Source organism: Sulfitobacter litoralis, assembly GCF_900103185.1.
Taxonomy (GTDB): Bacteria; Pseudomonadota; Alphaproteobacteria; order Rhodobacterales; family Rhodobacteraceae; genus Sulfitobacter; species Sulfitobacter litoralis.
The window spans coordinates 279,999-306,019 of record NZ_FNJD01000001.1; the positions used below are offsets into that span (position 1 = coordinate 279,999).

At 60.4% G+C, this 26,021-nt stretch carries 27 protein-coding genes and 2 tRNA genes; 20 read left to right on the top strand and 9 right to left on the bottom strand.

Translation table 11 applies throughout. The features are described 5' to 3' along the window. Nucleotides 1-37: 37 nt before the first annotated feature. The 3 genes from BLQ98_RS01430 to BLQ98_RS01440 all read right to left on the bottom strand — a co-directional run bounded on the left by BLQ98_RS01430 (nucleotide 38) and on the right by BLQ98_RS01440 (nucleotide 3,031). Nucleotides 38-403: a hypothetical protein gene (locus BLQ98_RS01430; protein ID WP_093731570.1), complete on the bottom strand. Its 366-nt coding sequence runs from the start codon at nucleotides 401-403 to the stop codon at nucleotides 38-40. Then, nucleotides 400-1,518, bottom strand: coding sequence for an FAD-binding protein (locus BLQ98_RS01435; protein WP_093731571.1), 1,119 nt, complete (start codon nucleotides 1,516-1,518; stop codon nucleotides 400-402). The genes BLQ98_RS01430 and BLQ98_RS01435 overlap by 4 nt, the downstream gene beginning before the upstream one ends. Nucleotides 1,519-1,582: 64 nt before the next feature. Beyond that, nucleotides 1,583-3,031, bottom strand: a complete 1,449-nt coding sequence (locus tag BLQ98_RS01440) for an FAD-linked oxidase C-terminal domain-containing protein (protein ID WP_093731572.1) — start codon at nucleotides 3,029-3,031, stop codon at nucleotides 1,583-1,585. An 81-nt stretch (nucleotides 3,032-3,112) separates the two neighbouring features. On the opposite strand from BLQ98_RS01440, the gene BLQ98_RS01445 reads away from it, so the two are divergent. Together BLQ98_RS01445 and BLQ98_RS01450 are read left to right on the top strand one after the other, a co-directional pair. Beyond that, nucleotides 3,113-3,814 carry a DUF599 domain-containing protein gene (locus BLQ98_RS01445; RefSeq protein WP_093731643.1) on the top strand — a complete coding sequence of 234 codons (702 nt, stop codon included), beginning with the start codon at nucleotides 3,113-3,115 and terminating at the stop codon, nucleotides 3,812-3,814. Between the two features lie 33 nt (nucleotides 3,815-3,847). Then, entirely contained in the window at nucleotides 3,848-4,204 is a 357-nt protein-coding gene (locus BLQ98_RS01450) for a hypothetical protein (RefSeq protein ID WP_093731573.1), read from the top strand. 13 nt (nucleotides 4,205-4,217) lie between these two features. On the opposite strand, the gene rlmH is transcribed toward BLQ98_RS01450, so the two are convergent. The 3 genes from rlmH to BLQ98_RS01465 form a co-directional block, all read right to left on the bottom strand. Continuing rightward, nucleotides 4,218-4,688: a 23S rRNA (pseudouridine(1915)-N(3))-methyltransferase RlmH gene (rlmH, locus tag BLQ98_RS01455; protein WP_093731574.1), complete on the bottom strand. Its 471-nt coding sequence runs from the start codon at nucleotides 4,686-4,688 to the stop codon at nucleotides 4,218-4,220. A gap of 22 nt (nucleotides 4,689-4,710) precedes the next feature. Next, complete coding sequence (gene rsfS, locus BLQ98_RS01460) at nucleotides 4,711-5,079, bottom strand: ribosome silencing factor (RefSeq protein ID WP_093731575.1); 369 nt, start codon at nucleotides 5,077-5,079, stop codon at nucleotides 4,711-4,713. 536 nt (nucleotides 5,080-5,615) lie between these two features. Then, nucleotides 5,616-6,968 (bottom strand): mechanosensitive ion channel family protein, encoded by a 1,353-nt coding sequence (locus BLQ98_RS01465; protein ID WP_093731576.1) that lies wholly within the window; start codon nucleotides 6,966-6,968, stop codon nucleotides 5,616-5,618. A 177-nt stretch (nucleotides 6,969-7,145) separates the two neighbouring features. On the opposite strand from BLQ98_RS01465, the gene BLQ98_RS18355 reads away from it, so the two are divergent. From BLQ98_RS18355 to leuB, 6 genes are all read left to right on the top strand, one after another. Then, on the top strand, nucleotides 7,146-7,244 hold the full coding sequence (locus tag BLQ98_RS18355) for an isopropylmalate isomerase (protein ID WP_206338723.1): 99 nt from the start codon (nucleotides 7,146-7,148) through the stop codon (nucleotides 7,242-7,244). A 76-nt stretch (nucleotides 7,245-7,320) separates the two neighbouring features. Then, nucleotides 7,321-8,730 carry a 3-isopropylmalate dehydratase large subunit gene (gene leuC, locus BLQ98_RS01470; RefSeq protein ID WP_093731577.1) on the top strand — a complete coding sequence of 470 codons (1,410 nt, stop codon included), beginning with the start codon at nucleotides 7,321-7,323 and terminating at the stop codon, nucleotides 8,728-8,730. A 30-nt stretch (nucleotides 8,731-8,760) separates the two neighbouring features. Then, entirely contained in the window at nucleotides 8,761-9,366 is a 606-nt protein-coding gene (gene leuD, locus BLQ98_RS01475) for a 3-isopropylmalate dehydratase small subunit (protein ID WP_093731578.1), read from the top strand. A gap of 322 nt (nucleotides 9,367-9,688) precedes the next feature. Next, complete coding sequence (locus BLQ98_RS01480) at nucleotides 9,689-10,534, top strand: hypothetical protein (RefSeq protein WP_244148358.1); 846 nt, start codon at nucleotides 9,689-9,691, stop codon at nucleotides 10,532-10,534. A gap of 11 nt (nucleotides 10,535-10,545) precedes the next feature. After that, nucleotides 10,546-11,511 carry an endonuclease/exonuclease/phosphatase family protein gene (locus tag BLQ98_RS01485; RefSeq protein WP_414718547.1) on the top strand — a complete coding sequence of 322 codons (966 nt, stop codon included), beginning with the start codon at nucleotides 10,546-10,548 and terminating at the stop codon, nucleotides 11,509-11,511. 65 nt (nucleotides 11,512-11,576) lie between these two features. Further along, entirely contained in the window at nucleotides 11,577-12,683 is a 1,107-nt protein-coding gene (gene leuB / locus BLQ98_RS01490; protein WP_093731580.1) for a 3-isopropylmalate dehydrogenase, read from the top strand. Between the two features lie 175 nt (nucleotides 12,684-12,858). Here the strand turns inward: leuB and BLQ98_RS01495 are convergent. Continuing rightward, nucleotides 12,859-12,935: transfer RNA gene (locus BLQ98_RS01495), tRNA-Arg, on the bottom strand. A 156-nt stretch (nucleotides 12,936-13,091) separates the two neighbouring features. On the opposite strand from BLQ98_RS01495, the gene BLQ98_RS01500 reads away from it, so the two are divergent. The 9 genes from BLQ98_RS01500 (at nucleotide 13,092) to BLQ98_RS01540 (ending at nucleotide 22,210) form a co-directional block, all read left to right on the top strand. Further along, nucleotides 13,092-14,129 (top strand): LacI family DNA-binding transcriptional regulator, encoded by a 1,038-nt coding sequence (locus tag BLQ98_RS01500; RefSeq protein ID WP_093731581.1) that lies wholly within the window; start codon nucleotides 13,092-13,094, stop codon nucleotides 14,127-14,129. Then, nucleotides 14,126-15,331 carry a winged helix-turn-helix domain-containing protein gene (locus BLQ98_RS01505; protein WP_093731582.1) on the top strand — a complete coding sequence of 402 codons (1,206 nt, stop codon included), beginning with the start codon at nucleotides 14,126-14,128 and terminating at the stop codon, nucleotides 15,329-15,331. The genes BLQ98_RS01500 and BLQ98_RS01505 overlap by 4 nt, the downstream gene beginning before the upstream one ends. Before the next feature lie 164 nt (nucleotides 15,332-15,495). Beyond that, nucleotides 15,496-16,740, top strand: coding sequence for an NAD(P)/FAD-dependent oxidoreductase (locus BLQ98_RS01510; protein WP_093731583.1), 1,245 nt, complete (start codon nucleotides 15,496-15,498; stop codon nucleotides 16,738-16,740). Between the two features lie 39 nt (nucleotides 16,741-16,779). Then, nucleotides 16,780-17,769 carry a TRAP transporter substrate-binding protein gene (locus tag BLQ98_RS01515; protein ID WP_093731584.1) on the top strand — a complete coding sequence of 330 codons (990 nt, stop codon included), beginning with the start codon at nucleotides 16,780-16,782 and terminating at the stop codon, nucleotides 17,767-17,769. 71 nt (nucleotides 17,770-17,840) lie between these two features. Beyond that, complete coding sequence (locus BLQ98_RS01520; protein WP_093731585.1) at nucleotides 17,841-18,365, top strand: TRAP transporter small permease; 525 nt, start codon at nucleotides 17,841-17,843, stop codon at nucleotides 18,363-18,365. 4 nt (nucleotides 18,366-18,369) lie between these two features. Then, a complete protein-coding gene (locus BLQ98_RS01525) occupies nucleotides 18,370-19,680 on the top strand; it encodes a TRAP transporter large permease (protein WP_093731644.1) in 1,311 nt (436 codons plus the stop codon). Continuing rightward, nucleotides 19,677-20,414: a 5-oxoprolinase subunit B family protein gene (locus tag BLQ98_RS01530; RefSeq protein WP_093731586.1), complete on the top strand. Its 738-nt coding sequence runs from the start codon at nucleotides 19,677-19,679 to the stop codon at nucleotides 20,412-20,414. The genes BLQ98_RS01525 and BLQ98_RS01530 overlap by 4 nt, the downstream gene beginning before the upstream one ends. Then, nucleotides 20,411-21,439 carry a 5-oxoprolinase subunit C family protein gene (locus tag BLQ98_RS01535; RefSeq protein WP_093731587.1) on the top strand — a complete coding sequence of 343 codons (1,029 nt, stop codon included), beginning with the start codon at nucleotides 20,411-20,413 and terminating at the stop codon, nucleotides 21,437-21,439. The genes BLQ98_RS01530 and BLQ98_RS01535 overlap by 4 nt, the downstream gene beginning before the upstream one ends. Then, nucleotides 21,440-22,210 (top strand): LamB/YcsF family protein, encoded by a 771-nt coding sequence (locus tag BLQ98_RS01540; protein WP_093731588.1) that lies wholly within the window; start codon nucleotides 21,440-21,442, stop codon nucleotides 22,208-22,210. Nucleotides 22,211-22,291: 81 nt separating this feature from the next. On the opposite strand, the gene BLQ98_RS01545 is transcribed toward BLQ98_RS01540, so the two are convergent. After that, a tRNA-Lys gene (locus tag BLQ98_RS01545) sits at nucleotides 22,292-22,367 on the bottom strand. A gap of 104 nt (nucleotides 22,368-22,471) precedes the next feature. Between BLQ98_RS01545 and dapF the strand changes: the two genes are divergently transcribed. Genes dapF through BLQ98_RS01560 form a run of 3 tightly spaced genes read left to right on the top strand, consistent with a single transcriptional unit; the run spans nucleotide 22,472 to nucleotide 25,038 of the window. After that, nucleotides 22,472-23,365, top strand: a complete 894-nt coding sequence (gene dapF / locus BLQ98_RS01550) for a diaminopimelate epimerase (protein WP_093731589.1) — start codon at nucleotides 22,472-22,474, stop codon at nucleotides 23,363-23,365. Further along, the gene (gene mtaB, locus BLQ98_RS01555) at nucleotides 23,362-24,618 is read left to right on the top strand and encodes a tRNA (N(6)-L-threonylcarbamoyladenosine(37)-C(2))-methylthiotransferase MtaB (protein ID WP_093731590.1); all 1,257 of its coding nucleotides are present in this window, start codon (nucleotides 23,362-23,364) and stop codon (nucleotides 24,616-24,618) included. The genes dapF and mtaB overlap by 4 nt, the downstream gene beginning before the upstream one ends. A 60-nt stretch (nucleotides 24,619-24,678) precedes the next feature. Beyond that, complete coding sequence (locus BLQ98_RS01560) at nucleotides 24,679-25,038, top strand: putative quinol monooxygenase (RefSeq protein ID WP_093731591.1); 360 nt, start codon at nucleotides 24,679-24,681, stop codon at nucleotides 25,036-25,038. A 131-nt stretch (nucleotides 25,039-25,169) separates the two neighbouring features. Here BLQ98_RS01560 and BLQ98_RS01565 read toward each other — a convergent pair whose 3' ends face one another. Further along, nucleotides 25,170-26,018 (bottom strand): cytochrome c1, encoded by an 849-nt coding sequence (locus tag BLQ98_RS01565; RefSeq protein ID WP_093731592.1) that lies wholly within the window; start codon nucleotides 26,016-26,018, stop codon nucleotides 25,170-25,172. Nucleotides 26,019-26,021: the final 3 nt, after the last annotated feature.

Sequence of the window (26,021 nt, forward strand, 5' to 3'; positions counted from 1 at the left end):
CCGGCATTGCGGGCACAAGACCCTGACGAGGTAAGAGTTAAGCGGCGACGGTGCTTGCCCAGATCAGGCCGAACCACGGCAGCGTGGTGGCCAAGATCCCCAGTACATTGGTCCATCGCTGCGTGACGGGGCCGGGATAGGCGCGGCGCAACACCTGCGTGACAAAGGCCAGAACCGCGATCCAGCCTAGCCAGATACAGGCAATCGCCCCCATCGACGCCAGCAGGTTTTCGTCCCAATACTGCGCCACGCCATAGCGTATCGCCAACCCCGCCACGGCACAGAGAAAGGCCAAGAGCACCAGCCCACGCAGGCTGCGCCGGTCAGGCTTGCCACGGATCAAGAGGCGAAACACCAACGGCCCGCCGATGAAGACGATGAGGAAGACCGCAAGCAAGGTCATGCCGCGCGGTCCAGCTGGCCCGCGTTGAAGATGCCCTTGGGATCGAACTGCGCCCGCAGCGCCGCTGTCAGCCGCGCCACACCGGCGGGTTCGGGGTGGAACACGCCCAAACGCGCCTTGGTCTGCGCATCAGCCCGAACAAGCGTTGCATGCCCATCCATCGGCCCGATGGCCGCGCGCAGATCATGGCCCGCGGCGCTGCGCAGCCAGATCAGCCCGCCCGCCCAGTCATAGGTCCAGCGCTCTGCCCCCGACCGCGCCGCGATCCCTGGCGCGTCAGAGGGTTTGCACGACACGCGCCACACATCACCCTGCCCGTCGTGAAACGCCGCCACATCGCGGATGCCGGACCAAATCGCCTGCGTCGCCGTTGCGTCGCGTTGCTCAATCTCTGCCCCCGCGCCGGCGAGCAACGATTGAAGCTGGCTCAGACGGTAGCTGACCGATGCCTCGAACCCTTCAATCCGCAGCGCGGTTTCGCGCGTGGCGGGATCGTGGGCGGCACCTGTCACCTCGAACGGACTGCCAAGGGCGCGGGCCATCGCAGCGACAGCGGCTGCGTCCTCGAGGCCGTGCAAAACCAGCGTCGCTTGCGTCTCGGGACGCGGCAGCACCTTCATCGACACTTCGCTGAGCACACCAAGGGTACCAAAAGACCCTGCCATCAGCTTGACCAGATCATAGCCGGTCACGTTCTTCATCACGCGCCCACCGTTCTTGACCACGGCACCGCGCCCGTCGACAAAGCGCACCCCCAACAGAAAATCCCGCGCGGCCCCGACCGAAATACGCCGCGGACCGCTGATGTTGCCCGCCATGACGCCGCCGATGGTGGGCGTGCCGGTGGTGCCCAACAGCCCGCGATGGTCCATCGGCTCGAACGCGAGGCGCTGGTTCTCGGCGGCCAGCGCCTCTTCGATCTCGGCCACAGGGGTGCCCGGTTTCGCGACCAGCGTCAGCGCACCGGGCTCATACAGCGTGATCCCCTGCAGCCCCGCGACGCTGACAACCTGACCTGTCGCAGGCAGTCCACGCGTACCGCCCCCCTGAACCGAGATCGAGCCAGCGGCGTCTTTGACCGCATCGACCAGCGCCTCTTCGGATGTGATGGCCATGTCTCGGCTCCTTCGTCGTAAGTGTGATCGGCTTGCGATCATCGGTTCATCGGGTATCGAGGGGTTATTCCGCCGCCAGCGCCACGGCGCGGCGTGTTTCTGACGCGTCCAGCGGAAAGACCTTGGCGGGGTTCAGCAGCCATGCGGGGTCGAACACATCCTTCACCGCCATCTGCGCCTCAAGGTCGTCGTATGCATATTGCACATGCATCAGGTCGCGCTTTTCGATGCCGACGCCATGTTCGCCGGTCAGACAGCCGCCCACCTCGACGCAGAGTTTAAGGATCTCGGCCCCGAATTCCTCACACAGCTCCAGATCGCCCGGTTTGTTGGCATCAAACAGGATCAACGGATGCATATTACCGTCGCCCGCGTGAAACACATTCCCGACCTTGAGCCCGAACTGATCGCTCATCTCTTTGATCCGCTTCAGCACGAAGGGCAGCGACGATACAGGGATGGTGCCATCCAGACACATGTAATCGTTGATCTGCCCCATCGCACCAAAGGCCGATTTGCGACCCAGCCAGATTTTGGCGCTTTCCTCTGCGGATTTGGATTGCCGCAGCTCCACCGGATTATGCCGCTGTGCTATTTCAGAGATCAGGCCCAACTGGTGGTCAATCTCCGCGTCGGAGCCTTCCACCTCGATGATCAGCAGCGCCTCGCACATGGGATAACCAGCCTTGGCGAAGGCTTCCGTCGCCTCGATGCAGGGTCGGTCCATAAATTCGATCGCGACAGGCAACACCCCCGCCTTGATGATGTCAGAGACACATTCCCCCGCAACCTCGTTATCGTCGAACCCGATTAGCACAGGCCGCGCGCCTTCGGGTTTGTGCAAGATGCGTAGCGTGGCTTCGGTGACGACCCCCAGCTGCCCTTCAGAGCCGCAGGTTAACCCCAATAGATCCAGTCCGCCCGCGTCCAGATACCCGCCACCGACTTCGATCACCTCGCCGTCCATCAACACCATGGTGACGCCCATCAGATTGTTTGTCGTCACCCCGTATTTCAGACAATGCGCACCCCCTGAATTCATCGCGATATTGCCCGCTATGGCACAGGCCAGCTGGCTGGACGGGTCCGGCGCGTAAAAGAAGCCATCCTCTTCGACCGCGCCGGTCACGCTCAGGTTGGTACGTCCGGTTTGCACCTTGATGATCCGGTTGGCGTAATCGGTTTCGATCACGTCATTCATGCGGGCCACGCCAAGGATCACGCAGTCGGCTGTGGGCAGCGCCCCACCCGCCAGCGACGTGCCAGAGCCGCGCGGCACCACCGGCACGCCTTCCTCGTGGCAGATGCGCAACACGTCCGACACCTGCTGCGTTGTATAGGGCAACACCGCCACCATCGGGGCGCATTTATAGGCGGTCAGCGCGTCACATTCATAGGCGCGCGTCTCGCGTTCGTCGGAAATCACGGCATCATCAGGCAAAACCTGACGCAGCCGTTCAACGACACGCGCCTTGCGGGCGATCACACCCTGACTGGGAATAGGCATTTCCATGTCGCACCTCCAATTTGGTAAAATATTATGACCAATTAATAGCGTTGGCAACACAGAACCAGTCGGCGTATGCAGCTTAGCATGACTTGGATGGATCGCATCGCCCTGTTTCAACCGCTGGATTATGCCGCTTTGGCGATAATCTTTTGCGCCTGGCTCGCCATTGGTTGGCGCATCGAACACTCAAACCCCGCGAAGCCGTCAGTGTCGCTGATCATGGCGCAATACCGGCGCGAGTGGATGACCCAGATGGTCACCCGACAACCGCGCATCTTTGATTCACAGATGATCAGCACGCTGCGCCAAAGCACGGCGTTTTTTGCCTCGACCAGCATGATCGCACTGGGTGGGACGCTGGCGCTGTTGGGCAATAGTGAACGGCTGTCCACCGTGGTCGCAGACCTTGCGCTGACCGACCTGCCAACCGTGGTCTGGGAATTCAAAATGCTGTTGCCGCTGTTCTTTTTGACCAACGGCTTTTTGAAATTCGTCTGGTCAAACCGGCTATTCGGGTACTGCTCTGTTTTGATGGCCGCCGTTCCCAACGACCCGAATGACCGCCGCGCACGGCCACTGGCATCCAAAGCAGCCGAGATCAACATCACAGCCGCCCGCAGCTTCAATCGGGGGTTACGGTCGCTTTATTTCGCACTGGCTAGTCTGGGATGGATCATCGGCCCGATCCCCCTGATCATTGCCGCCATTGTCACAGTTGTTATCATCTGGCGCCGCGAATTCACGTCACTGTCAAGACGCATTCTATTGGAAAGTGAGGACGGCTAGTCTATATGTTTGTTTTGAGGCATTGGTGTAGTCATGAACAAATTGATCCTTTCCATCCCGCTGCTGATTGCAGCACAGGTCGCTTCGGCCGACCCTGCTGCGATTAATTCGGTTCGCGTCTCGAAAGAGGGCGGCCTGTATAAATTCGACGTGACCATCAGCCATGGCGATACTGGCTGGGATCACTTTTCCGACGCTTGGCGCATTTTGGATACCGACGGCAATCAGCTGGCGATCCGCGAGCTGATCCACCCTCATGTAGAGGAGCAGCCGCTGACACGGTCGCTGTCCGGCGTCGAACTGCCTGCAGGCACGACCGAAGTCCGCGTACAGGTGCGCGAAACGCAATCCGGTTGGGGCAAAAAGATCAGAAAAGTTCAGATCAAGTAAGGTCCACGGCCCGCTAAATGCGGTGATATGGTCCACCCGACAGGATAGAGGTCGCGCGATACAGCTGTTCTGTCAACATGACTCGCACCATCATGTGCGGCCAGACCATCTTGCCGAATGACAAGGCGTGATCCGCATCGCGCCGCAGCTCCTTATCGATCCCATCTGCGCCCCCAATGACAAAGCAAAGATCGCCCCGCCCTTGATCGCGCCAGCCACCAAGACGGTTGGCGAAGCCGGGCGAGCTTTCGACGCGGCCACGTTCGTCCATTACACAGATCAGTGACCCTGCCGGAATGGCGCGGCGCAATAAAGCCGCTTCGGCGGGCATGCCACCGTTTTTCTTATCCTCAACCTCGATCACGCGCGCGGGCCCAAGGCCCAGCGCGCGACCGGTTCGATCAAACCGGTTTAGATAATCGTCAATGAGGTCTTTTTCCGGTCCGGCGCGCAAGCGCCCGACCGCACAAATGTGAACACGCATGAAGCCTACCGCAAAGGCGGCCTTAATGCGGCATCACGGCTGGGGCTTCTGTGGTCATCCACATCTTCTCCAGCTGGTAGAATTCACGGACTTCCGGGCGGAACACGTGAACGATCACATCGCCAGTATCGATCAGAACCCAATCACCGGTTTCCTTGCCTTCGACCTTGGGCGAACGGCCATAGTCATCTTTGACCATCTGTGCCAGCTTTTCCGCGATTGCAGAAACCTGACGCGAAGACCGGCCCGAGCACACGACCATATAGTCGCCGATTGCCGTTTTGCCGCGCAGATCGATCTGCACAATTTCTTCGGCTTTATCGTCGTCGAGCTGGGAAAGAATTGAAGCCAGCAAGGCGTCGCTTGTGGCAGTGTTTTGTTCAGCAGTCATCAGGGCTGCCTGCGGGGTAGCAGTCGGAACTGCATTTGAAAGCGTTGACAGGACATTGTCCTCCTTTAGACGCGCCGACAGTCCCCCGGCGCTGGGGATGTCCTAGAATAGGCGTGCCGAAGTGAAATTTCAATGACAAGCAGGCCAAACAGGCATTTACTGGCTCTTTACTGTCACGACTGGCGCTTTGTCCGCTGCACAACTCAAGCAGCACGGCGCGCAAGGTCGTGAAGGAACCGAGCATGCGCATATAGTGGCAAGGGCCGTGTTCCGCGGGAAATTTTCTTTTCTGGTAACGCTTTGCCGGATCATGCCATGACGCTCCCCGCCGCATAGCCCCCAGCGTTTGACGATCCACACCTTACGCGCCCTGTATAACCTGCTGGGCCTCACAGAAGACCTGCGGTCTCAGCTCTTTATCAAAAAAGACCAACGGCCACCTGCGCCCGCCCTATCACAGCGCAACCCTGACAACGGCCATTCACGACTGATTCCCGTTGCAGCCAAAGCCTCGCACCGCTTTGTCGCTGCTGGCCTTAGCCCCCGTCAGCAGGACCTTCAGGTGTGATGCGCGACAAGGCCAGCTTGCTGTCATCCAGCATTTTAACCTCGCGCTGCGGGAAGGGGATGGAAATGCCGTTCTCTTTGAACGTATCCCACAGCGCGAGATAGACATTCCCCCTGATGTTGGTCAGCCCGCCTGTCGGGTCCTTGATCCAGAAGCGCAAGATATAGTCGACGCTGCTGTCGCCAAAGCCAACGATGTGACAGACTGGAGCCTTGAAGCTCAGCACCCGATCTACCCCACTCGCCGCATCCACGGCCAGCTTGCGCACCACATGCGGATCATCGTCGTAGGCCGTGCCGAAATAGATATCGAGCCGCACAAAATCGTTGGAATGGGACCAGTTCACCACTTGCCCGGTGATCAGGTCTTCGTTCGGGATCAGGTATTCCTTGCCGTCTCGTGTCACCACGGAGGCATAGCGCGCACCCAGCGTCTGGATCCACCCAAAGGTATCGCCAAGGCTGATCACATCCCCCGGCTTGATGGATTTGTCGATCAGGATGATGATACCCGACACAAGGTTCGACACGACCTTTTGCAGACCGAAACCAAGGCCTACACCGATCGCCCCCGACAGCACCGCAAGGCCGGTCAGATCAATCCCGACCGCCTTGACGCCCATAAAAAATGCAACGCCGTAGAGGGTCAGCTGAACCCCCTTGACCGCCAGCACCTGCATGGAGGGGCTGATGTCTTCGTTCTTGCGGATCGTGGCCGCGCTGGTCTGACTGATGATGCGCGCCACAGAAAAGAACAGGCCGATCACCACCAGCGCTGTGATCACGGTCAGCAGCGACAGGCGGAAATCACCGACAGACAGGGCAACAGAATCCAGAAACGCCGAGACATCATCGACGACGTTCAGCGCATAGAGCGTAGCATAGATCCACAGCCCCCATGTCACCAGACGCCGCATGGGTCGGTTGCGCACCAGACGCGCGGCAAAGGCGATACAGACCCAAACCGCAACCAGCGTCGCGAATATACCGATCAGATAGGACCGCGACGGCCAAGTGATATTCTGCATCACCAGATACACCGCCCCCGCCAATGCAGCGAACCACATCAACCCGAGCCGGCGTTTGACCTGCACCACCATGCGCAGCTGCCATTTCGACCACCCCTCGCGCGAGCGGACCCAGTTTTGCAACCAGCTGCCCGACGCGTGATGCAGCCCCCAAGATACCAGCGCCAACCCCAGCAGGATAAACATCTGATACTGCCGCCAGCCGGGTTGCATCAGACTCTCTGCCAGCCCGATGCCCCCCGTTATCAACGCCTGAATGCTTTCAAGGAAGTGGGCAAAAGGGTCTGGGGTCATCGTGAACTTTCTAAGCAGGAAACATATACCGCGCTGCAATGGTGGGACAATCCCGAGCACCGCGCAAGAACCGATCCCCGCCCCGACGTATAAGCATGCAATCCGATGCAGCCCTGCCACCGCCCTGCGCCGTCACACACCTTGATCACAGGGGCGAAAGCGGCTAGCAAAGCCGCTATGACACATGTTTCAGACGATCTGTTCAACATCTGCGACCGCGCCCGTTTGCGCGAACGCTTTTATGGGGCAACCCACACTGTGCTGGCGCGACTATAAACGCCTGCCTGCGCCTTGGCGCTCGTCTTTCGTACACCCCAATACCTTGCTTACATAACATACGGGAGAGGACCACATGTCCCCCAAAACGCTCTATGATAAAATCTGGGATGCCCATGTCGCGCACGAAGCCGACGATGGTACCTGCCTTTTGTACATCGACCGTCACCTCGTCCACGAAGTGACGAGCCCGCAAGCCTTTGAAGGGCTGCGGATGACGGGCCGCACCGTGCGCCGCCCCGACCAGACAATCGCCGTGCCCGATCACAACGTGCCGACCACACTGGACCGCGCCAACGCTGCGACAATGACCGAAGACAGCCGCGTTCAGGTTGCGGCCCTTGATACCAACGCCAAGGAATTCGGGCTGCACTATTACCCCGTGTCCGACGTGCGTCAGGGCATCGTGCATATCGTTGGCCCGGAACAGGGCTGGACCCTGCCCGGCATGACCGTTGTCTGCGGCGACAGCCACACGGCGACACATGGCGCGTTCGGCTCGCTGGCCCACGGGATCGGCACCTCTGAGGTCGAACACGTATTGGCGACGCAAACGCTGATCCAGAAAAAGTCCAAGAACATGAAGGTCGAGATCACCGGCAAGCTTGCCCCCGGTGTGACTGCCAAGGACATCACCATGACCGTGATCGGTGAAACCGGCACGGCAGGCGGCACCGGCTATGTCATCGAATATTGCGGCGAAGCGATCCGTGATCTGTCGATGGAAGGCCGCATGACCGTCTGCAACATGGCGATCGAAGGCGGCGCGCGCGCTGGCCTGATTGCGCCAGATGACAAGACGTTTGAATATTGCAAAGGCCGCCCCCACGCGCCCAAAGGTGCCCAGTGGGAAGCCGCAATGGGCTGGTGGAAAACGCTGTATTCCGATGACGACGCGCATTGGGACAAGGTCATCACCATCAAGGGTGAAGACATCGCGCCAGCCGTGACTTGGGGCACCTCGCCCGAGGACGTTCTGCCGATCACCGCCAAAGTGCCCGCCGCATCTGATTTTACCGGCGGCAAGGTCGACGCGGCGAAACGCGCGATTGAATACATGGGTCTGACCGAAGGCATGGCGTTGACGGATATCGAGATCGACACCGTGTTCATCGGGTCCTGCACCAACGGCCGCATCGAAGACCTGCGCGCTGCCGCGGCAGTCCTGAAGGGCAAGAAGATCAAGGAAGGCATGCGTGCCATGATCGTTCCCGGCTCGGGGTTGGTGCGGGCACAAGCCGAAGAAGAAGGCCTTGCCGATATCTTCAAGGACGCTGGCTTTGAATGGCGGCTTGCGGGCTGTTCGATGTGTCTGGCGATGAACCCCGACCAACTGGCACCGGGCGAACGCTGCGCATCGACATCCAACCGCAACTTCGAAGGCCGTCAGGGCTTTAAGGGGCGCACCCACTTGATGTCACCCGCGATGGCTGCCGCAGCAGCGCTCACCGGACGTTTGACCGATATCCGCCAGCTTGACGCGTAAGCGGCCAGCAGATCAAAGGACAACAAGACAATGAATAAATTCGACAAGCTTTCCGGGATCGCGGCCCCCATGCCGATGGTGAATATCGACACCGATATGATCATCCCCAAGCAGTTCCTGAAAACAATCAAACGGTCGGGCCTTGGCGTGAACCTGTTTGACGAGATGCGCTATGACCGCGACGGCAACGAAGTGCCTGATTTCGTCCTGAACAAGCCGCAATACCGCGAAACACAGATTCTGGTCGCAGGCGATAACTTTGGCTGTGGCTCTTCGCGTGAACACGCGCCTTGGGCGATTGCCGATTTTGGCATCACCTGCGTGATTGCGCCCAGTTTTGCGGATATCTTTTACAGCAACTGTTTCAAGAACGGCATCCTGCCCATTGCCCTGCCGCAAGAACAGGTCGATCTGCTGATGAAAGACGCCGAAAAAGGCTCCAACGCGCGGATCGAGGTGGACCTTGAGGCGCAGACGATCACCAGTTCCGATGGCGACGTCTTCACCTTCCAGGTCGACGCGTTCAAAAAGCACTGCTTGATGAACGGTCTGGACGATATCGGCCTGACCATGGAAAAAGCGGCTTCGATCGACAGCTTCGAATCTGCTGCCGCACAGGCGCGTCCTTGGGTGTAAAACCTTTGGCCGCGGCCCCCTGGGGCCGCTGGCTTGACCTAACCGTGGGTTGAGAGCTATAAATAGTTGTGGGCGTCGTGTGAACGCCCACAACATATCGTGGGTAGCGTCATTTGCGCCGCAGCAATGATGCAATACCGCACCATACCTGCGCCCTAATTGCCTCAGGTCCATCGCCATTGTCAGGAATCCTCTTGAGGAATGTGGCGAAAGAAGACACAATTGAGGCAATTCTGAGGCAGGCCTTCGACACCCGAGGGCATCAAGTTGGAACAAGCACGCGGCAAAGTATCGTGGCTGGCCAGTTTGGAAGGGTAGTTTTGTGATTGCACGTATATCCGGCGCGGCAGCGCGTGGCATTCTGGTGGCATTGCTGATCGCAACGCCGGCCCTCATGTTACCCGCTATGCTTAATGATGCCAGTCAGATCACCATGCTGGTGGCGCTGATTGCCTGTTTCCTCACGTTTATCGAATACAATTCCAACTTCCCCAGCATCATCGAATTTCGCGATGCCGCGCCGTTCAACCGGCTGCGCTATGTCTGCCTGCTGGTGACGGTCATCGTGTTGACGCTGATCCTGAAGCAAAAGGTCAGCCCGTCGGTTCTGGGCGGGGCGATGACCTCTATCGGGACGATCCTCGGCAACGCGATGGACTTTCCTTTCTCACCCGTGCGTATGATCGTGCTGATGCTGCCCGAAAACGCCAGCGACGCGCTGGTCGCGTCGGTGCGCACATCGGCGGGCATGGCCTATCTGATCTCGCTGATCTCGATGGGCGCGTTTCTGGTGCTGGTACGCATCATGAACTGGCCTGTGCGTCAGGGGGCCTTTAACGTCTGGGTGAACCTGCCGCTGTTTGACCCAACAGCGGGCGGAGACGTCATCTATCGGCTGCAACGGGATGCGCGGATCAATATCGCGCTTGGTTTCCTGCTGCCCTTCCTGATCCCCGCGGTGGTCAAAGCGGCCTCTGATCTGCTAGACCCGATTACATTGCAGAACCCGCATACCCAGATCTGGACAGTCGCCGCATGGGCCTTCCTTCCTGCCAGTATCATCATGCGCGGCATTGCCATGGGCAAGATCGCCGAGATGATCGAAGAGAAACGCCGTCGCGCCTATGCCGACGACGCGGAAAAGGACCACGGCTTGCAGCCAGCCTGATCGCGGGTGCCCTGCTAGCCGCGACAGCCGCCAACGCGGACCCGCTGCGCATCGCCACCTTTAACACCGAATTATCGCGCGCCGGACCAGGTCTGCTGCTGCGGGATCTGGCCAAAGGGTCGGACCCACAGATCAGCGCCGTGATGCGTCTGCTGGCGGATGTCTCTGCCGATATCATCGTGCTGCAAGGCATCGACTATGACCTCGACGGGACCACGCTTGGTGCTTTCGCAGATGTGCTTGGCGCAAGGGGTCCCGTCTACCCCCATCGTTTCGCGCTGCCCCCCAATGCCGGACGCCCCACAGGGCTGGATATGGATGGTGATGGCCAAACAGGCGGCGCACGCGATGGTCAGGGGTATGGGCGGTTCTTTGGCGCGGGCGCGATGGCGATCCTGTCGCGCTATCCTGTGCTGAACCCTGCCGTGCAGGATCATACCGCATTTCTGTGGCGCGACCTGCCCGATGCGCTGCTGCCCCGAACAAAGAATGGCCCCTTCCCCTCTGATGCAGTGCAACAGGTGCAGCGCCTTGCGTCGCACGGCGCGTGGGTCGTACCGATCGCCATCCCCGATCAGCCGCCCGTGACCTTGCTGACCTTCTATGCCACGCCCCCTGTGTTCGATGGACCAGAGGACCGAAACGGCAAACGCAACCATGATGAAATTCTGTTTTGGGATCACTATCTGGCAGGCACCTTTGGTCCACCGCCAAACGAACGCGTTGTCCTGTTAGGGGATGCAAACCTCGATCCGACCAAAGGCGAAGGGTTGAAAACCGCAATCCAGACCCTGCTGGATCACCCCGCCCTGCAAGACCCGCTGGCGGATCAACCCACCGTCACCTTCGACAGTTTGGGGGACATGCGCGTCGACTATCTGCTGCCCTCGACCGATTGGCGCGTTGTGGCGGCCGGCGTCGCGCGTGACCCCGCTGCCAGCCGTCACGGCCTGGTCTGGGCCGATCTTGACCGCTAGCCGTTCTTGACCCCTCCCCCTCCCCGCGCTACGCCGCTGTGAACGTATTTTTCAGGAGACATCGCATGGCCAACCCCACATTGCTAATCCTCGCCGGTGACGGCATCGGCCCCGAGGTCATGGGCCAGGTTGTCCGCATCATCGACTGGTTTGGCGACAAGCGCGATCTGGCCTTTGACGTGGATCACGATCTGGTTGGCGGTGCCGCCTATGACAAGCACGGCACGCCCCTGCATGACGACACAATGGCCAAAGCACTGGCGGCGGACGCTGTTTTGCTTGGTGCCGTCGGTGGGCCAAAGTACGACGCGCTTGATTTCAGCGTCAAACCCGAACGCGGCCTGCTGCGTCTGCGCAAGGAAATGGACCTGTTCTCGAACCTGCGTCCCGCACAATGCTTTGACGCGCTGGCAGATTTCTCATCGCTGAAGAAAGACCTCGTCGCCGGGCTCGACATCATGATCGTGCGCGAACTGACATCCGGCGTCTACTTTGGCGAACCGCGGGGAATTTTCGAGGAAGGCAACGAGCGCGTCGGCATCAATACACAGCGCTACACCGAATCCGAGATTGACCGCGTTGCGCGGTCGGCTTTTGAACTGGCGCGTCGTCGGGGCAACAAAGTCTGCTCGATGGAGAAAGCCAACGTCATGGAAAGCGGCATCCTGTGGCGCGAAGTCGTGCAAAAAGTGCATGACGAAGACTACCCCGATGTCGAGCTGTCCCACATGTACGCCGACAACGGCGCGATGCAGCTGGTCCGCGCGCCCAAGCAGTTCGACGTAATTGTCACCGACAACCTGTTCGGCGACATCCTGTCCGACTGTGCTGCGATGCTGACAGGCTCGCTGGGGATGCTGCCCTCTGCCTCGCTGGGTGCGCCCAATGCCGATGGCCGCCCCAAGGCGCTTTACGAACCCGTCCACGGCTCTGCCCCCGATATCGCGGGCCAAGGTAAGGCGAACCCCATCGCCTGTATCCTCAGCTTTGCCATGGCGCTGCGCTATTCCTTCGACCAAGGCGATGAAGCCGCGCGTCTGGAAAAAGCCGTCGAACAGGTTCTTGCTGATGGTGCCCGCACCGCAGACCTGATGGGCCCCGAAGGCGGCTCCCCTATCTCGACCTCGGAAATGGGCGACGCTATCCTCGCAGCGCTCGACGCGAGCCTGTAAGACAAAGAACGCAGCCCTGCCGGACCACCGGCGGGGCTACTCCGATCCCCGCTGCACCGCCGCGATCGCGAAAGCGGCTTCGTTATAGCCAGACGCATCAGACGCCGCCGCACAGCACTTTCCCTAAATTTCGTGAAACCCGCACCCGCCCTGACCATTGGCACGCAGGCAGCAATGGTGACCCCGATTGGATTCGAACCAATAACCTGCCCCTTAGGAGGGGGCTGCTCTATCCAGTTGAGCCACGGGGCCACGGGTTTGACTTAGCGCAAAATGCGGTGGTGATCCAGTCACAGAACCGGACATCTCGGCAGGTCTGAGGCGGGGTGCTTGATATGGTGATTGCCTGTGATCATGGGACGCACTACGCTGTTGATAGAATACCACTTTCAAGCAGGACAAGCGCCTTTGACACAGCCTCCGAAACGCCCGTTGACCCTTCGTGATGTATCCGATGCCTGCGGGGTGTCGGAAATGACGGTCAGCCGGGTCCTGCGAAAACGCGGCGATGTCTCAGACGCGACGCGGCGGCGGGTGTTGGCGGCGGCCAAGGAACTGGGATACGTGCCCAACCAGATCGCCGGATCGCTGGCCTCCCAGCGGGTCAATCTGGTCGCTGTGATCATTCCATCGCTGTCGAACATGGTCTTCCCCGAGGTGCTGAACGGCATCAATCAGGTGCTGGAAGACACGCCGTTGCAGCCGGTTGTGGGCGTGACGGACTATATGCCCGAAAAAGAAGAGCGCGTTTTGTACGAAATGCTGTCCTGGCGGCCTTCGGGCGTGATCATCGCGGGACTGGAACATTCCGAGGCGACGCGTGCCATGCTCAAGAACGCGGGCATCCCCGTGGTCGAGATCATGGACGTGGACGGACGTCCGATTGATGCGATGGTCGGCATCTCGCACCGCCGTGCAGGGCAGGAGATGGCCAAGGCGATCCTCAAGGAAGGCTATGAACATATCGGGTTCATGGGCACCAAGATGCCATTGGACCACCGCGCACGTAAACGGTTCGAAGGGTTCACCGAAGGGCTTGCCAAAGCAGGAATAGAGATAGAGGACCGCGCGTTCTATTCCGGCGGCTCCGCACTGGCCAAGGGGCGCGAGATGACGCAAGACATGCTCGAGCGGTCGCCCGAACTGGATTTCCTGTACTATTCAAACGACATGATCGGCGCAGGCGGGCTGTTGTATCTGATCGATCAGGGCATTGATATTCCGGGCCAGATTGGCCTTGCCGGCTTTAACAACGTGGAGCTTTTGCAGGGTCTGCCCCGCCAGCTTGCTACGATGGACGCCTGCCGGCTTGAGGTCGGACAGGCCGCTGCGCGTATTATCCTGAATGATACGCTGGATGAACCGGACCCGGATCTGCAAACGCAAATCACCCTGACACCCACCTTGTCGCTGGGGGATACACTGCGCCGCAACCGCAAGGTATGACCCTCGCCACGCTTGGCAATCGTGACGCGCGTCGCATCTTTTTGCACCGTCACTTGCTCGGCGATGCGCCGCAAGGCCCCGCCGGCGGGGATGCCCTGTTGCAGCTGATCCGCGGCTTGGGGTTTGTGCAACTGGACAGCATTAACACAGTGGCGCGAGCGCATGACCTGATCCTGTTTTCGCGCCGGCAACGCTATCGTCCGCAGGCGCTGAAAAACCTGTATGAACGCGATGGCGCGCTGTTTGAACACTGGACCCACGACGCCGCTGTGATCCCGATGGGCTTTTACCCTTATTGGGAATTGCGCCGGCAGCGCGACGCGCAGATGCTGCGCAAGCGGTACGAAAACTGGCACAAACATGATTTCGAAGGGCGGTTCCAAACCGTGCTGGACCAGATCCGGTCAGATGGTCCGGTGTCGTCGTCTGACGTTGGACAGGACGAACCGCGCTCAAATGGCGGGTGGTGGGATTGGCATCCGTCAAAGACCGCGCTGGAATATCTGTGGCGTGCAGGGGCGCTGTGCGTGGTGGGGCGCGACGGTTTCCAGAAACGCTATGACCTGACAGAGCGGGTAATTGACGCCGCGCTATGCGACCCGTCACAGGCACCGGATGAGACGCAGACCATCGACTGGTGCTGCACCGGGGCGTTGGACCGTTTGGGCTTTGCCACACCGGGCGAACTGGCGGCGTTTTGGGCACATATTACCCCCGCAGAGGCGAAAGCCTGGGTCCAGCGTGAACAAGCCGCCGGTCGGATTGAGCAGGTCCAGATCGCGGGTGCCGACGGCACGCCTCATCGCAGCTATGCCCGTCCCGGTCTGGCAAGCGACCCCGCGATAGACATGGCTCCGACCGCACGGCTGCGGGTGCTGAGCCCCTTTGACCCTGCGCTGCGCGATCGCAAACGCGCCGAACGTCTGTTCGGGTTTCGCTACCGGATAGAGATGTTCGTCCCCGCACCAAAACGGGTTTATGGCTACTATGTGTTCCCGATCCTGCAAGGCGACAGCATCATCGCCCGCGTGGACATGAAGGCGCACCGCGACCGCGATACGCTGGTGGTACGCGCCCTTTGGCCAGAGCCGTGCACGCGGTGGGGCAAAGGCAAACAGGCCGCGTTAGAGGCTGAACTGGCCCGTATTGTCCGTCTGGCTGGCGTCAGTCAGATCGCCTTCGAAGACGGCTGGCTCCGTTAAACCACTCCGTTTCGATGAACGAATTGGCGGTACATGCCTACGCACGCACCAACGATGACAATTTGTAAACATTTTGTTGACGTATTGCTTTTCCCTGCCAAAGTAAGCGGAAAGGAATCAAGAACCATGCCGCACCGCCTTTATTTTCATCCGATGGGTCGCCCATGACACGCCATGTGGTCGTCGTGGGGGCGGGTATCGTCGGTGTGTCATCGGCGATCTGGCTGCAACGCGCAGGCGCGCAGGTCACGATCATTGATCGCGCGGCACCGGGCACAGGGACGTCGCATGGGAACGCGGGCGTGCTGGCCGCTTGTGCCGTCGCACCCGTCACTGCGCCCGGCCTGATTGCCAAAGCGCCCGCGATGCTGCTGAACCCCGATGTGCCGCTTTATCTGCGCCTGTCCTATCTGCCGCGCTTGTTGCCGTGGCTGGGCAAGTATCTGCGTGTGGCGAACGACCGGGACACCCGCCGGATCGCGCAGGGTCTTGCGCCTATCGTGGGTGACAGTGTCGACCAGCACAAAAGCCTGACCTCCGATCTGGGCCTGTCCGACTGGGTGACAGACAGCGACTATGTCTTTGCCTATCGCAACCGCGCGGCCTTTGACGCCGAGGCCTATACCTGGGCGCTGCGGGCGGATGCCGGCTTTACGCCCGATCTGATCGAAGGCGGGCAGGTGCGCGAGTATGAACCGACCCTTGGGCCGGACATTCACCTGCTTGCCACCATGAAGGACCACGGCTTTATCCGCGACCCCGGCGGATATGTGACCGCTTTGGCACAGGCCTTTGAACAGGGCGGCGGCACAATCATGCAGGCCGAGGTCAAGGATTTTGACCTCTCAGCCGGCGCGATCAGCGGCATAGAGACAACCCAAGGCCGCGTGGCCTGTGATGATGTCGTGCTTGCCACCGGCGTCTGGTCAAAACCGCTGATGGCCAAGCTGGGGCTGAATGTCCCGCTGGAAACCGAACGCGGCTATCATGTGATATTCGAGGGGGCGACGGGCGTTCCCGCGCGCCCCGTGATGATCGCCAGCGGTAAATTCGTTGCCACTCCCATGGCGCAGGGCCTACGCTGCGCGGGTATCCTAGAGTTCGGCGGACTTGACGCAGCCCCGTCCAAAGCACCGCTGGCGCTGCTGCGGCGACAGGCCAAGGCCGCCTTTCCCCAGCTGACTGCCACGCGTGAAATCGAATGGCTGGGGCACAGACCTGCCCCCAGCGACAGCCTGCCCCTGATCGGACAGGTTGGCACAAGCCGGGTCTTTACCGCCTTTGGGCATCACCACATCGGGTTGACAGGCGGGCCCAAAACAGGCCGCCTCGTCGCAGGATTGGTTATGGGGCAACCCGTCAACACCGACCTGCAGCCCTATGCACCGCAACGGTTTAGCAGGGGCTAACCCCGCAAGCCAAAGACATTCCAACAAGGAGAGAACCACATGAAACGGACCACCACATTGATGACAGGCGTCGCGACCGCCGCCCTGACGGTCACCACCGCCCTGCCCGCTTTCGCGGCTGAGAAATGGGACATGCCGATGGCCTATTCGGCATCGAACTTCCATTCCGAGAACGGCGTTGAATTTGCCAACTGCGTGACCGAAGGCACCGCAGGCGAAATCGAGATCACCGTACACTCCGGCGGGTCGCTGATCGCGGGTGCCGATATCAAACGCGCGATTCAGACAGGTCAGGTCCAGTTGGGCGAACGCATCCTGTCGGGTCACCAGAACGAAAACGCGATCTTCGGCTTTGACTCGATCCCGTTCCTTGCGCCGTCCTTCGAGGCGTCTGACAAACTGTGGCAAGCCGCCAAACCCAAGATCGAAGAGCTGCTTGCAGAGCAGAACCTGACCCTGCTTTATAACGTGCCATGGCCGCCACAGGGTCTGTACTTCAAGAAAGAGGTCAACACAGTCGAGGACATGAAAGGCGTCAAGTTCCGGTCCTACAACAACGCGACCAGCCGTCTGGCAGAGCTGACAGGCATGCTGCCCGTCACCATCGAAGCCGCCGAGCTAAGCCAAGCCTTCGCCACCGGCGTTGCGGAATCCATGATTTCGTCCGGTGCGACCGGCTATGACCAGAAAGTCTGGGAAAGCCTGACGCATTTCTACGAGGTCGACGCTTGGCTGCCGCGCAACTACATCATGGTCAACAACGACGTGTGGAACGATGTCTCGGAAGAGAACAAATCCATCATCACCACCTGTGCCAGCGATGCGGAAACGCGCGGGCTGCAAGCCTCCAAGGACTATACACAGTTCACCTATGACGGGCTGCGCGAAGGCGGCATGACCGTGGAACCCGCCAGCGAAGATCTGATGTCCGGCCTGCGCGACATTGGCGGCACCATGACCTCCGAATGGCTGGAAAATGCGGGCGAGGACGGTCAGGCGATCGTCGATAGCTACAAATCCATGCAGTAAATCAGCGAACGGCGGCACCCCACACAGGTGCCGCCGTTTTCCTGCGATCCGCCAAACCGGAGACCTTTCCCATGAACATCCTGCGACGCCTGCTTGATTTCATCTATTTCGCATCTGGTGCCTTGGCTGCCGTCAGTCTTGTCGCGATCCTGCTGCTGATCGTGGTGCAGATGATTGCACGATGGACCGGCGAGGTTTTCCCCGGTGCGGCAAGCTATGCCGGCTATGCGATGGCCGCCGCCAGCTTTCTTGCCTTTGCCAACGCGCTGAACCGTGGCGCGCATATCCGCGTGTCGGTGCTGCTGAACGCCCTGCCCGCTGGCCCGAAACGGCTGCTTGAAATCTGGTGTTTCGGCCTTGCCGCGGCGATTGCGTGGTATTTCACCTACTATGCCTATTGGTTCGTCTACTGGTCATGGAAGTTCAACGAAGTCAGTCAGGCACAAGACGCCACGTCCTTGTGGATACCGCAGTCGGTGATGGTTGTGGGCGGCGGTATCCTTGCCGTCGCGCTGACCGATAACCTGCTCTATCTGATCGTAAAAGGCGAACACCGTCTCACCCGCGATCTTGTCGATCAAAGTTTTGGGGAGTGACGCTGTGACGGAACTTTACGCGATCATTCTATTTATCACCGTCCTGTTGTTCTTGCTGGGCTCCGGCGTCTGGGTCGGTCTGGCGCTGATGGGCGTCGCCTGGTTCGGGATGGAGCTGTTTACCACCCGCCCCGTTGGCGATGCCATGGTCACGACGATCTGGGCCTCGTCCAGCTCGTGGACGCTGACCGCGCTACCGCTTTTCATCTGGATGGGCGAAATTCTGTTCAGGACACGACTATCCGAGGATATGTTCAAAGGGCTTTCGCCGTGGCTGGCAAAATTGCCGGGCGGGTTGGTGCATACCAATATCGTCGGCTGCACGGTCTTTGCCGCCGTATCGGGGTCCTCTGCTGCGACGCTGTCGACCGTGGGCAAGATGTCGATCCCCGAACTGCGCGCGCGTAACTATCCTGAAAAGATGATCATCGGCACCCTTGCTGGTGCCGCGACCCTTGGGTTGATGATCCCGCCGTCGCTGGCGTTGATCGTTTACGGCGTGACCGTGAACGAAAGCATCACCGAACTGTTCTTTGCTGGCGTCCTGCCGGGGCTTATTCTGGCGCTGATGTTCATGGCCTATGTCGCTTTTATCGCGCTGACCTCGAAGGATTGGAACCCCGACGTCGAGACGGGGATGAGCTTTGCCGCCAAACTGCGCAACTCGCGGTTTCTGTTGCCGGTCTTTGGGCTGATCACGGTGGTGATCGGGTCGATGTATCTAGGCTACGCCACCGCAACAGAGGCCGCTGCTATTGGCGTGTTGGGATCACTGGCGCTGGCATTGATGCAGGGGTCACTGAACTGGACCAGCTTTCAAGAAAGCCTGATGGGCGCAATGCGCACCTCTGCGATGATCGCGCTGATCCTTGCAGGTGCGGCCTTTCTCAAGCTGTCGATGGGCTTTACCGGCCTGCCGCGTGCGCTGGCGGACGGGATTGCCGCGCTTGAACTCACGCGCTTTCAACTGCTGATGGCGCTGCTGGTGTTCTATATCGTGCTAGGCATGTTCCTTGATGGTATTTCGTCGGTCGTGCTGACGATGGCTGTGGTCGAACCTATGGTGCGCGGTGCGGGGATCGACTTGATCTGGTTCGGTATCTTTGTTGTGGTCGTGGTCGAGATGGCGCAGATCACGCCGCCGATCGGGTTCAACCTTTTCGTTATCCAAGGCATGACGGATCACGAGATGGGATATATCACCAAAGCCGCCTTGCCGATGTTCCTGATCATGGTGGTGATGGTCTTTGTCCTGATCTTTTTCCCCGACATCGCGACATGGCTTCCCGACAACCTAAGGCAGGTGCCGCAATGACCGACTTCCCCCTGATCCAGACCGTTGGCCTATCAGGTGTGCTGGTGCGTTTTGCCGACACGATGTCAGAGCCCGCGAACCGCGCTGCCCTGTCGTTTCGCGCCGCCGTGGACGCCGCCGACTGGCCCGAGGTGACAGAGACGAGCACCTCGCTGGTGTCCACCTTCCTGCAGATCGATTTGGTCGCCGTGTCAGTGGGCACCATGCTGGACCGGCTTCAAGACCTGCTGGCAACGCGTGACTGGTACACCTCTGACCTGCCGACGGGGCGGACGCTGTGGCATGTGCCCACGGTCTATGGCACCGATCTTGCGCCGCAACTTGAAGAAGCGGCTGAGCTTGCGGGGCTGGACCCCGACGCGGCGATTGCGCAGCTGTCGCAGGCGCGCGTGCGGGTGCTGACCATCGGCTTTGCCCCCGGCCAGCCCTATATGGGCGAGCTGCCGCAGAACTGGGATATTCCGCGCCAACAGGGGCTGACAAAATCCGTCCCCGCCGGCGCGCTGATTGTGGCGATCAGACAGCTCATCATCTTTACCAACGCGTCCCCCACCGGATGGCGCCACATCGGGCAGACCGCTTTCAAAACGTTCCGCCCGCGCAGTGACACGCCCTTTGCCCTGTCACCGGGGGACGAGCTGTGCTTTCCCTCCATATCGCGCGCCGAATACGACAAGATCACCGCGGCGGATGAAACCGGCCAGGGCGGTGCAGAGACAGAGGTACTGGCATGACCGTGACCCTCACCATCGCCCAGGCCGGCCCCGCCCTGACGATACAGGATATGGGCCGACCCGGCTGGCGTGCCCAAGGGCTGACCAAGGGCGGGGCCGCTGATCCTGTTGCAGTTTACGAGGGGGCCGCCTTGCTGGGCCAGTCCCCCGACCTTGCTGCAATAGAGATGACGGGCACCGGCGGGACCTTTACCGCTGACGCCGACATCCGCATCGCGCTGACAGGGGCCACAATGGCCGCCAGCATCGATGGCGATGCCATCGTCTGGAACGCCAGCCACATGCTGCCCGCAGGGGCCAAGCTGACCATCGGCGGCACCACAGGCGGCACCTATGGCTATTTACATGTGGGTGGGGGCATCGCTTCTGATACGCTGCTGGGGGCCCGTGCCAGCCACCTGAGCGCCGGTCTTGGGCAGCCCTTGGCCGCGGGCGACGCGCTCCTCCTTGGGGCGGACAAATCGCGCGAGACGGGACTGCAACTGCCGCGTGACAGCCGCTTTGACGGGGGCACCGTACGCGTCGTGGCCAGCATGCAGACCGATCACTTTACCGCCGAAGAACGCCAACGCTTTGAGACCACCGCCTTTACCCGTGATCCGCGTGCCAACCGCATGGGCGTGCGCATGGATCACGACGGTACAGGTTTCAGCGCCGAAGGCGGGCTGACCATCCTGTCCGAAGTCATCGTGCCCGGCGATATCCAGATCACCGGCGACGGCGCGCCCTTTGTGTTGATGGGCGAATGCCAGACCACCGGCGGCTACCCTCGTATCGGGACCGTCATTCCTCGCGACCTGCCACGCGTGGCGCAAGCCGCCTCTGGCACCGCGATCCAGTTCGAATTCATCACCCTCGAAGATGCCATCACGCTCGAGACGCAGCACCGTCGAGACATCAAGGCGCTTGGCGGCCAGATCACCCCGCTGATCCGCGACCCCGCCAAAATCCGCAACCTGCTGGCCTATCAGCTGGTGGGCGGTGCGATCTCTGCCACCGACAACCCCTTTGAAGAGGAGCATTAAATGCCGACCGTCGATCTAAACGCCGATATGGGCGAAAGCTTTGGCCCATGGAAAATGGGCGATGATGCCGCGTTGTTGCAAATCATCAGCTCTGCCAACATCGCCTGTGGTGGCCATGCAGGCGACGCCGATGTGATGTCAGCGACGATGACGCTGGCCCGCGACAACGGTGTCGGCATTGGCGCGCACCCCGGCTTCATGGATCTGGCCGGCTTTGGCCGCAATCGCATGTCGGTGCCACGGGCCACGCTGCAAAATCAGGTCCGCTATCAGGTCGCCGCCAGTGTCGGTATGGCCCGCAGCCTTGGCACCTCGGTCCGTCACCTGAAACTGCACGGCGCGCTGGCCAATATGGCGTCAGAGGATGAAGTGTTGGCCCGAGACCTTTACGAGGCTGCGCTCAGCGTCGCGCCTGATCTGATCGTCATGGTACTGGCTGCCACAGCGCAACAGGACGCGGTCCAATCGCTTGGCTGCAAATGGGCCGGAGAAATCTTTGCCGACCGCGCCTATAACGACGACGCGACGCTGGTCGACCGCTCTAAACCCGGCGCGGTGATTCACGACGCAGCGCTTGCGGGCGCGCGAATGGTGAAAATGGTCAAAGCCGGCGCGATCCTGACCGAAGGTGGCAAAACGATCCCAGCGGCCATCGACACGATCTGCCTACACGGCGACACCCCCGAAGCGGTCGATATTGCCCGTGCGGTTAAATCATCGCTGCAAGAGGCAGGGATCGCGCTGAAATCCTTTGAAGGCCATCGCGATTAAGTTCTAACTCCCTACCCCGAAACGAAAAACAGCGCCCCGAGGGACGCTGTTTTTTTCGTTCCAGTCAAACTGGAAAGGTAGTGGTGAGCCCGTCCGGGTTCGAACCGGAGACCTACTGATTAAAAGTCAGTTGCTCTACCAACTGAGCTACAGGCCCACTAGGCGGCTTACTAGAAAGGTGTGGCCTTGGGGTCAAGCAGAAACGTACGAAAAACTTCACTCAAGCTGGATTAGTTTCAAATGCCGCGTTATATGCGCCGAATGTATAGTGATTTGACCAACGGTTTGCCCTTCATGAAGATGCATGGGCTGGGAAATGATTTTGTCGTGCTGGATGCGCGCCAGAAAGATGTGCCGGACGCAGGACCTGAAGGCGTGCCGGACGTGGGACCTGAAGGCGTGCCTTCTCTTCCAGAGGTAACCCCTGCCCTCGCGCAGGCCATCGGGCATCGCCAGTTCGGTGTGGGCTTTGATCAGTTGGCAGTTATCACGGATGGCGCGGCAGACGCCCACCTGACGTTCTTTAACGCCGACGGGTCCACCTCTGCTGCTTGTGGCAATGCCACCCGCTGCATCGCGCGCTTCCTGATGGACGAGACCGGCAAGACGCAGCTGCACCTGACCACGGACCGCGGTGATCTGGCGGCGCGGGACGCGGGGAACGGGCTGACAGCCGTGAACATGGGCCACCCGCAGCTTGAATGGGACGAAATTCCACTGGCCCGCCAGATGGATACGCTCGAGTTGCCGATGGATGGTGCCCCGACGGCCACCGGCATGGGCAATCCGCATTGCACCTTCTTTGTCGACGATGTGGACGCGATTGATCTGGCCGCTTTTGGCCCCGGCATAGAGCATCACGCGCTATATCCCGAACGCACCAACGTGCAGATCGCGCAAATTGTCGGCCCCGATCATATCCGCATGCGCGTGTGGGAACGCGGTGTGGGCATTACGCTGGCGTCCGGCTCCTCTAGCTGTGCGACGGCCGTGGCAGCGGCGCGCAGAGGGCTCACAGGGCGTGCTGTGCGCATCGATCTGGACGGCGGCACCCTGCACATCGACTGGCGCGAGGATGGCGTCTGGATGACCGGCCCGTCGGCGCATGTATTCAGCGGCGTGCTGACCCCTTCTTTTCTGGAAAGCCTGACATGAGCACCCCGATCTTTTCGAATCACGGTTGCCGCCTGAACGCCTATGAGACCGAGGCGATGAAGGAACTGGCCGAGCAGGCGGGCCTGAAGGATGCGGTGATCGTCAACACCTGCGCCGTCACCGCCGAGGCCGTACGCAAGGCGCGTCAGGACATCCGCAAACTGCGCAAGGCGAACCCGAACGCACGGCTGATCGTCACCGGCTGCGCCGCGCAGACCGAACCGGATACCTTTACCAAGATGGCAGAGGTCGACGTCGTGATCGGCAACACCGAAAAGATGGTTGGCGCGACGTGGCAGGGACTCGCGGCTGATTTTATCGGCGAGACAGAGGCGCTTCAGGTTGACGACATCATGTCGGTCACCGAGACGGCAGGCCACTTGATCGACGGCTTTGGCACGCGCAGCCGCGCCTATGTTCAGGTCCAGAACGGCTGCGACCACCGCTGCACTTTCTGCATCATCCCCTATGGCCGTGGCAATTCACGGTCGGTCCCTGCGGGCGTTGTCGTGGATCAGATCAAGCGGCTGGTCGACAAGGGCTTTAACGAGGTCGTGCTGACCGGCGTGGACCTGACCAGCTGGGGCGCGGACCTTCCCGCGACGCCCAGACTGGGGGATCTGGTCATGCGCATCCTGCGGCTGGTGCCCGACCTGCCGCGTCTGAGAATCAGTTCTATCGATTCCATTGAGGTGGACGAGAACCTGATGCAGGCCATCGCCACCGAACCGCGCTTGATGCCGCACCTGCATCTGAGCCTGCAGCATGGCGACGACATGATCCTGAAACGGATGAAACGTCGGCACCTGCGCGACGATGCGATAAACTTTGCCCAAGAGGCCCGCAAACTTCGCCCCGACATGACTTTTGGGGCCGATATCATCGCCGGCTTTCCGACTGAAACCGACGCTATGTTCGAAAATTCGCTTAAGCTGGTGACGGAATGCGATCTGACCTGGCTGCACGTCTTCCCCTACTCCGCCCGCGAAGGCACCCCAGCCGCACGGATGCCCGCGGTGAACGGTACGCTGATCAAGGAACGCGCCGCACAGCTGCGTGCTGCAGGCGACGCCCAGGTCAGCCGCCATCTTGCGGCCCAACAAGGGCGCGCGCATCAGGTGTTGATGGAAAGCCCCACGATGGGCCGGACAGAGCAATTCACCGAGACCCATTTCGCCACCCCCCAAACCGAAGGCACGATTATCGCCGCCACGATTACCGGCCAGACAGAAGGCTATCTGCTGGCTGTGTGAGCCGTCGCAGTTTGTAAACCTTTCTCCACTAGGATGATTCCCGAGTGAGAAAGGGTGAGTATGAGCGAAATTATCGAATGGGTCCTTGAGATGGACGTGCGGGATGGTCAGGGCGATCAGGTCCAGCCGCTGCTCGATGACATCACAAAAGCCGCGCTGGTTGATGAACCGCGTACGCTGCACTGTGAATTTTATATGTCCGATGACCGCCGCAGCTGTACCGTGCTAGAACGTTACGCCGATAATGCCGCCGTGATGGCGCATTTCGCGCAGTTCGGCGAGCGCTTTGCCGAAAGGTTCACGCAGATCTTTATACCCGCGCGCCTCACCGTCTACGGGCCGGCAAACGATTCCGTTATGATGGCGCTGGCAGGCTTTGGCGCTACTAGAATGGATCGGGTCGCGGGATTTCATCGCTAACGGGGCGGTTTCAATGCGGGCGGCGGCGGCAGGCCACACAGGTGCGCCCTGCGCCTTGCCGCAAAGAAAAGCCCCCCGGATCGCACAGGATCCGGGGGGCTTTTGTCAGTCGTTAGCCGTGTGAAAGACGATTAGTCTTCCTTGTGCTTTACAGGGGCCCAAAGACGTTTGTTGGTCAGGTACAGCAAGACCGACAGAAGCGTCAGGAACAGAACGCCCGCAAAACCCGCTTGCTTGCGTGCCATCAACTTGGGCTCGGCTGTCCACATCAGGAAGGCCGCGACGTCTTCGGCTTCGTGGTGCAGATCGGACTCGTGGCCGTCGTTATACGTGACGTCATCGCCGTACAGCGGCGGTGCCATTGAGATCCAGCTACCGCCAACTGTGGCGTGGCCTTCTTCGTCCTTACAGGACTCGGGGAAGCCGCCGCTCGCGAAGGCTGTGTTGTAGTGGCCGGGGAAATCCTCGGGGGCACAGGCTGGGGCTTCTTCGTAGCCAGTCAAAAGCGACGCGATATATTCGGGTCCGCCCATGCCTTTGAAGAACTGGTTGATCCCCAGACCGTAAGGCCCGTGGAAACCGGCGCGCTTTTTGGCCATCAAGCTAAGGTCTGGCGCGGTTTCCAGCGCAGACCCAGGGAAATGGTCGACCGGCGTGCCGGGGCGGATATCGTCCAGCTCGGCGTCAAAGATATCAAAGTTCGCTGCATAGGCGCGGACCTGATCTTCGGGAAGTTGAGGGCCACCATCATCCGCAAGGGTACGGATCGGCACGAACTTCATACCGTGGCATGCAGAGCAGACCTCGGTATAGATTTGCAGACCGCGTTGCAGCTGGTTGGTATCGAAGGCCCCGAACGGCCCTTCGAAAGAGAAGTCGAAGTCTTCGATATGCGCTTCACCACCAGCGGCGAAAGCAGCGGAACCTGCAAAGCCCAGGGCGACAACAGCCGAAAGGAAGGTTTTCTTGATCATTGTCATGGT